The organism is Enterobacter sp. 120016 (assembly GCF_018383635.1).
GTDB lineage: Bacteria > Pseudomonadota > Gammaproteobacteria > Enterobacterales > Enterobacteriaceae > Enterobacter > Enterobacter asburiae_D.
In genome coordinates this window covers 36,811-44,076 of the sequence record NZ_JAHAWC010000026.1, presented here as the reverse complement: position 1 = coordinate 44,076, position 7,266 = coordinate 36,811, and the positions used below count along the sequence as shown (strand labels likewise).

Below are 7,266 nucleotides of genomic sequence, written 5' to 3'. Positions count from 1 at the left end.
TATGCTTATTACGGAGAAACGCCGGAGTTTATCAAAGGCAAAACCTACCCGTACGGACAGTGGTAAGGAAAACCAATGAAAAGGAGATTCACCGCAGTACTGACCTGCCTCTTTCTGCTGTCCTGCGGCCACACAGATAAGCCAGCCCCACAGAAGAGACGCCCCTGGCCATCAGGACCAGGGACGGTAAAATCGCAAAACTCGCTATCCAGTAAATCGCTATGCACTCCCAGGGCAAGGAAGGTTACTGTTGTGCAAGCTGATTACGGCGATACTCCCCCTGCCGCTCCAGCATCCAGCCGGGATACTCGCGCGGCAGCGCGCTCACCGCATCAAGCTGCTTAAGCTCGTCTTCGCTTAAGCGGATCCCGGTCGCGGCGATATTGTCGTCCAGCTGATCGACGCGTTTCGCACCAATAATCACGCTGGTCACGGCTTTTTGATGCAGCAGCCAGGCCAGCGCGATTTGCGCGACGGAGACGCCCTTGCTTTCGGCGATAGTGCGCATTACGTCCACGCAGTCGAAGGCGCGATCTTTATTCACCGGCGGGAAGTCGAACTCCAGGCGGCGACCACCGGCTTCACTCTGCCCGTCGCGGCCATATTTTCCGCTCAGCAGGCCGCCCGCCAGCGGGCTCCAGACCATCAGCCCGACGCCTTCGCTCTGCATCATCGGCACCAGCTCGCGCTCCAGATCGCGCCCGGCAATGGTGTAATACGCCTGCAACGACGCGAAACGCGCCAGCCCAAGACGTTCAGAGATACCGAGCGCTTTGGCAATCTGCCACGCCGCCCAGTTCGAGACGCCGATGTAGCGCACGTGGCCGTGCTGCACCAGGTTATCCAGCGCGTAGAGCGTCTCTTCAATCGGCGTTGCGGGGTCGAAGCCGTGAAGCTGGTAGAGATCGATATGATCGAGCTGCAGGCGGCGCAGGCTCTCCTTCACGCTGCTGACGATGTGATAGCGCGAGCTGCCGCGCGAGTTCACCCCTGCCGTTCCCGTTTCGCCGAACACTTTCGTGGCGACCACCACGTTCTCGCGCGGGATTTTAAGGTTTTTCAGCGCCTGACCGGTGATCTCCTCCGAGCGCCCTTCAGAGTAAACGTCCGCGGTGTCGATAAAGTTGATCCCGGCATCCAGCGCGCGGCCCACCAGCTGCTCGGCTTCACTTTGCTGGAGCTGGCCAATCTTGCCCCACATGCCGCCCTCACCGCCGAAGGTCATGGTGCCGAGGCACAGTTCAGAAACAAACAGACCGGTGTTGCCCAGTTTTTGATAACGCATAAGTTATTCCTCGCATGTCGATTGGGTACCCGATAGTTATACCCGCCCCTCAGCCATCGCGAATGTGGTGTTCCTGTCCGTTTCTTGCCCAATCCTCTGAATTTATCCGCGCGGGGCGTCGCCAAAGACGCTGTAGTCCGGTAACTGCACCTGCTGATACGGCTCCCAGCCGCCGCCGAGCGCCTTGTAGAGCGCCACCAGATCGAGCGCGCTCTGCACCTGCGCCTGTGCGCGCTGCTGCTGGGCCTGCGCCAGCTGACGCTGAGCGTCCAGCACGTCGATAAAGCTGGCAATCCCCTGTCGATAGCTGTCGCTTGCCAGGTCAAAGGCGTTTTGCAGGGCGTCGATCGTTTTTGCGAGACCCGCTTCACGCTGCTGGTCGGTGCGATAGCTCACCAGCGCGTTTTCGACATCGCCGAGCGCGGTCAGCACCGTCTGGCGATAGTCCAGCACCGCCGCCCCCTGCTGCGCGCGCGCCACCTTCACGCTGGAGACCAGTCGACCGCCCTGGAAGATGGGAATAGAGACCTGCGGGCCGAAGCTGTAGAAGTGGCTGCTCCAGTCGGTCAGCCAGTTGGTTTCGCTGTTGCGCAGGCCAAACTGCCCGGAGAGCGTAAAGCTCGGGAACAGCTCCGCCACCGAGACGCCGATTTGCGCCGTCGCGGCGTGGAGGTTCGCCTCCGCTTCGCGCACGTCCGGACGGCGGCGCGCCAGCGTGGACGGAATGCCCGTTTGCACAATATCCGGCAGGGCAGGCATCGGCTGCACGCTCTGCAATTCCGCATCCAGCGCCCCCGGCGGCTTGCCGAGCAGGATCGCCAGACCGTTCATCGCCTGCCGCTCCTGCGCCTGATATTGCGGAAGCTGTGCTTCAAGGTTGCCTAACTGCGCCCGGGCGTTTTCCACATCCATCTGCGGCGACAGCCCGCCCCGCTGGCGACTTTCGGTCAGATCCAGCGTCTGCTGCGCGCTTTTAATCTGGGTGTTCAGCGTGGCGATAATGCTCTGCGCCCCGCGCAGCTGTAGCCACGCGCGCGCCACTTCGGCTTCCAGCGACACCAGCGCGTCGTTACGCTGCTCGATAGCCGCTTTCTGCTGCGCTTCGGCGGCTTCCACCTGACGACGCACCTTGCCCCACAGGTCGATTTCCCACTGGGCGTCGAAGCTGCCCTGGTAGAGGTTAACCGGCTGCGTCAGCGGCCCCAGCGCGCCTTTCAGATTGGGATCGATGCTATCCACCTGGTCGTACACGCCGTGGGATTTCAGCTCCCCTTCCAGCCCAAGCTGCTGGCGCGTCGCCTGCAGATTGCCGTTCACCGACGGATAAAACGCCCCGCCCGCCTGATTAATCTGTTCACGCGCCCCGGCGATGCGCAGCACCGTCTGCTGCAGCGTCAGGTTTCCGGCGATGGCGCGTTCAACCAGGCTGTCGAGCTGCGGTGAGCCGAAGGTTTTCCACCAGCGCGGGTTGGTCGCGGCTGAGGTGGTTTGCGACTTCACCGCGCTGTCGCCCTTATCGTTCCAGTGCGTAACGGCGGGCGGTGCGGGCTGCTGGTAGTCAGGCCCGACGGCGCAGCCCGCCAGCAGCATCATTATCATCAGAGGGTGTAAACGTCTGTGTATCATCAATGTGCTCCTGCACTCCCCTCGCTCTTAACCGGCGAGAGCAACAAACAAAACGGAATCAGTAACAAGGCCACCACGCTCAGGATGGTAAAGACGTCGATGTAGGCCAGGATGCGCGACTGCTCAATCATCGTCTGGTACATGCGCCCGGTGGCGATGCCGGTGGGATCGCCCACCTGGGTGGTGAAGTTCTGGATCGCCTGCGCGCCTTCGCGTATCGCCAGCTGGAACTGCTCGTTAAACGGCGAGGCGTGGTACGCCAGATGGGCGCTGTGCGCCTGCGCGCGTTCGGTGATGGCCGCCGTCGAGAGCGATATGCCAATCGATCCCGCGACGTTACGGAACATGGTGAACAGCGCTGCCGCATCGGCGTTGAGCCGCCTCGGAATCGAAATAAAGGCAATGGTAGTCAGCGGCACAAACAGGAACCCCAGCCCAATCGACTGGGCGCTGCGGAACAGCACCAGGGTTTCGAAGTCGATATCCGGCGTGAGCGTGCGCGACCAGAAGAACGACACCGCCAGACAGGTAAAGCCAAAGGCAATAATCCAGCGCGTCTGCACCACCGGCATCAGCTTCAGCACCAGCGGGATAGTTAATACGATCAGCACCGCCCCGGGCGACAGCACCAGCCCGGACCAGGTGGCGGTATAGCCCAGGTCCTGCTGCGCCAGCTGCGGGATCACCACCGAGCTGCCGTACAAAATCATCGCCATCCCCGCCATCAGCAGGCTGGAGACGGTAAAATTTCGATCCTTCATGCAATGAAGGTCAACCACCGGCTTTTTGGCATACATCAGCCAGTAAATCGCACCAATGATGCCGATCAGCGTTAATACCGCGAAAGTGCGGGTAAAGTTCGAGTTAAACCAGTCCTCATCTTCCCCCCTGTCGAGCATCACCTGCAGACAGCCCAGACCCAGCGCGATCAGGCCGATCCCCGTCCAGTCGATGCTCAGCTTCTCTTTCGATTTGCTCTCCCACGGCGGATCTTCCAGCAGCTGGTAGATCGCCAGCACCGTCACAATCCCCACCGGAATGTTGATAAAGAACACCCAGCGCCACGAGTAGTTATCGGTGATCCAGCCGCCCAGCGTCGGGCCGAGGACCGGCGCAACGATAATCGCAATGGAGGACAGACCAAACGCTTTGCCCCTGTCTTCGGGTTTGAAGTAGTCGAGCAGCACCGACTGCTGCGTGGGCTGCAGCCCGCCGCCAAAGAAGCCCTGCATCACGCGGAACAGGATGATCTGCCACAGCTCGGTGGCGATCCCGCACAGGAACGAGCAGACGGTGAACATTACGATGCAGATCAGGAAGAACTGCTTGCGCCCGAACACCCGGCTCAGAAACGCCGAGATGGGCAGCACGATACCGTTCGCCACCAGATAGCTGGTTAACACCCAGGTGGATTCGTCATAGCTGGACGACAGCGAGCCTGCCACGTGCGGCAGCGCCACGTTGACGATGGTGGTGTCCAGAATTTCCATAAACACCGCCAGGGTGACGACAATCGCCACCGCCCACGGATTACTGGCGGGTTTCCAGCTGTCGTGGCTGTGATCCGTCATTCCACCGTCACCTTCGGTGCAACCGACAGCCCCAGCGGCAGCGGTTTGTTCGGATCGAGGCCTTTATCAATCACGATTTTGACCGGCACGCGCTGCACAATTTTGACGAAGTTACCGGTGGCATTTTCTGCCGGGAAGGCGGAGAAGCGTGAGCCGCTGCCCTGCTGAATACTGTCTACGTGGCCCTCAAGCTCCATATCCGGCCACGCGTCGACGGACACGGTGACCTTATCGCCCGGCTTCATGCGCTCAAGCTGCGACTCTTTAAAGTTCGCAACCACCCACACGTTCGGGGAAACCAGCGAGAACAGCGCCGTTCCCGCCTGCACCAGCGTGCCGGGCTGCACGTTGCGTTTGGTGACAACGCCGTCGAACGGGGCGCGGACTTCGGTGTAAGAGAGGTTAAGGTTGGCGGTTTCCAGCTGCGCTTTAGCCTGATCGACCTGACGCTCGCGCGCTTCAACGTTGGTTTCCTGCTGGCGAATCTGCAGCTGTACCTGCTCCGCCACTTCCAGCTGCGCCTGGGCGCTGGCCAGTCCGGCTTGTGCGCTACGCAGCTGAGCGTTCACGGAATCAATGCTTTGCTGGGTGGTCGCACGCGGGTCAACGCCGCGCTGACGGCGGTACTCCGCCTGCGCGTTTGCCATATCGGCCTGCGCTTTCAGCACCTGCGCTTTGGCTTCGTCACGCTGGGCGGGATATTGCACCTTCGAGAGCGCCAGCTGCGCCTGCGCCTGATGCAGCTGAGCAAGCGCCAGCCCAAGCTGCGCCTGAGCCTGATCGCGTTGGGCCGTGGTATCACGCGGATCGATAACCACCAGCAGATCGCCCTTTTTCACGCGCTGGTTATCGCGCACGCGCAGCTCGGTGACGTAGCCCGCCGTCTTGGGGGCAATCGTCACCACGTCGCCGTCGGTAAAGGCGTCGTCGGTCGTCTCTTCGTTACGGGTTAAAAACCACCACACCAGCGCCACGACGACCATTACCACCACGACAATGCCGAGGATAATTAACGGTTTCTTGCCCGGGCGCTTACGCTCATTATTGTTTTTTTCCTGCTCGTCAGCAGGCGGGTTTTGATCTTCAGCCATAGGTCAGCAACGGTCCTGTCAGTGAGCGGCATCACACTATGCCGTTCACTAAAGCTAGGACGTTGCTATACGTTTGCCAGGAAAAACTGACAAATTGCGCACTATATGAGAAGGAATATTCCGAAACCGATCGCCGCGGCCCAAACCAGCATCGGAATCGACCAGACGTGGAAACGCCACCAGATACGACGGTCGTTTGCCATGCGCAGGGCAATCAGGTTTGCCAGCGAACCGGGCAGCAGCCCAAACCCGCCGATGTTCACCGCCCAGGCCAGGAGCGTATCGGGCGGAACATAGTTGAGCAGCAGAATGGTGGACGGCACGTTGCTGATAAACTGAGACAGGCCAATCGCCGTCAGCCACAGTCCCGACTGAGAAAGCGTGCTGACGCTGTGCAGTACGTTTTGCAGCACCGGAAGCTGGATAAGGAGATGCACATCAATAAACATCGCCATAAAGACCAGCAGCAGCGTCCAGTCCACGCTCACCAGCACGCGACGCGCCAGGACGACAAAGCCCGCGGCAACGAGCAGGACGCCCGCCAGCTCATACTTCAGCTCCAGCGCGAACAGAAAGACGATGTATAACCCGAGACAGCTCCACACCAGACGAGGCTGCCACTGCGGGCCCGTTGTGCCGCTGTGGTACTGCAGCTTTTTATCCGGAAACGCAAACCAGCACACCGCCATCAGCGACAGCATCATCACCAGCGCCAGAGGGGTCATCTGCCAGGTAAAGGCGGCGAACGACAGACCGGACCGTCCCCAGAGAAGGATATTTTGCGGGTTGCCGATTGGCGTCAGAAGCGAGCCGGCATTGACGGCCAGCGCTTCAAAGATGATCAAGCGGCTGACCGGGATCTCGCACAGTTTACGCAGCGTGAGCGTGAGGGGCACGATGATAAACAGCGCCACATCGTTGGTCAGAAACGTCGACAGCACCGCGGCGGAGAACACCATAAACAGGGACAGCCTGCGTTCGGTGGCAAAGCGGCGCACCATTTTACGTCCCAGGACGTCAAAATAGCCGCTCAGCTCGACCCCTTTGGTGAGCATCATCAGGCCGCTCAGGGTAATGATGGTGCGCCAGTCAATCGCGGCGGGCCAGGCCCGTGGGGCAAACGGCACAAAGAGGCTTAACGCTGCGCCAATAATTAATAAGAGATGGAAGAAACGATCGCGTGCCAGGGCCTGCAGTCCAGGGATTTTCATTCAGCGGAGGGACCATATTTAAGCGTAAATTCACGAAACTTCACCAGCGTCTCTTCGCTAACGTGGTGTTCCATTCCTTCCGCATCCCGGCGGGCGATCTCCGGGCTGACGCCCAGCACCAGTAAAAAATTCTCGACGAGCTGATGACGCTCGCGGCTCTCCTGCGCGAGCTTCTCCCCTTCCGGCGTCAGAAAAACACCGCGCCATGGGATCATTTCAATTAAGCCCACGGAGGCCAGGCGTTTTAACATTTTAGCGACAGTTGGCTGTGAAACCCCCAGCCTGGCGGCCATATCGACCTGGCGCGCTTCACCAACCTCACGGATCAGATCGGAAATGAGTTCAACATAATCATCAATCAGTTCACGCCGGTGCGCTTCACGGACCTGGCGAAAACCTTCGACATGTTCTTCAACATTCACCAGTTGCGTCGTTTTCCTTATTGTCGGATGACCTGCGCGACGGTTCATTGTACTTCCTCA

6 protein-coding genes are annotated in these 7,266 nt (G+C 60.0%); all 6 read right to left on the bottom strand.

Going from position 1 to position 7,266, the window contains the following annotated elements; all coding sequences use genetic code 11:
* Positions 1-244 precede the first annotated feature (244 nt).
* Entirely contained in the window at positions 245-1,285 is a 1,041-nt protein-coding gene (locus KIF87_RS22155; RefSeq protein WP_121425381.1) for an aldo/keto reductase, read from the bottom strand.
* Positions 1,286-1,387: 102 nt separating this feature from the next.
* Entirely contained in the window at positions 1,388-2,911 is a 1,524-nt protein-coding gene (locus tag KIF87_RS22150; RefSeq protein ID WP_159513706.1) for an efflux transporter outer membrane subunit, read from the bottom strand.
* Positions 2,911-4,482 (bottom strand): DHA2 family efflux MFS transporter permease subunit, encoded by a 1,572-nt coding sequence (locus KIF87_RS22145; RefSeq protein WP_213330715.1) that lies wholly within the window; start codon positions 4,480-4,482, stop codon positions 2,911-2,913. Before KIF87_RS22145 ends, KIF87_RS22150 begins: the two co-directional genes overlap by 1 nt.
* Positions 4,479-5,573, bottom strand: coding sequence for an HlyD family secretion protein (locus KIF87_RS22140; protein WP_213330713.1), 1,095 nt, complete (start codon positions 5,571-5,573; stop codon positions 4,479-4,481). Before KIF87_RS22140 ends, KIF87_RS22145 begins: the two co-directional genes overlap by 4 nt.
* A gap of 101 nt (positions 5,574-5,674) precedes the next feature.
* Entirely contained in the window at positions 5,675-6,784 is a 1,110-nt protein-coding gene (locus KIF87_RS22135; protein WP_213330711.1) for an anion transporter, read from the bottom strand.
* Positions 6,781-7,254: a manganese-binding transcriptional regulator MntR gene (mntR, locus tag KIF87_RS22130; RefSeq protein ID WP_045355726.1), complete on the bottom strand. Its 474-nt coding sequence runs from the start codon at positions 7,252-7,254 to the stop codon at positions 6,781-6,783. The genes KIF87_RS22135 and mntR overlap by 4 nt, the downstream gene beginning before the upstream one ends.
* Positions 7,255-7,266 lie beyond the last annotated feature (12 nt).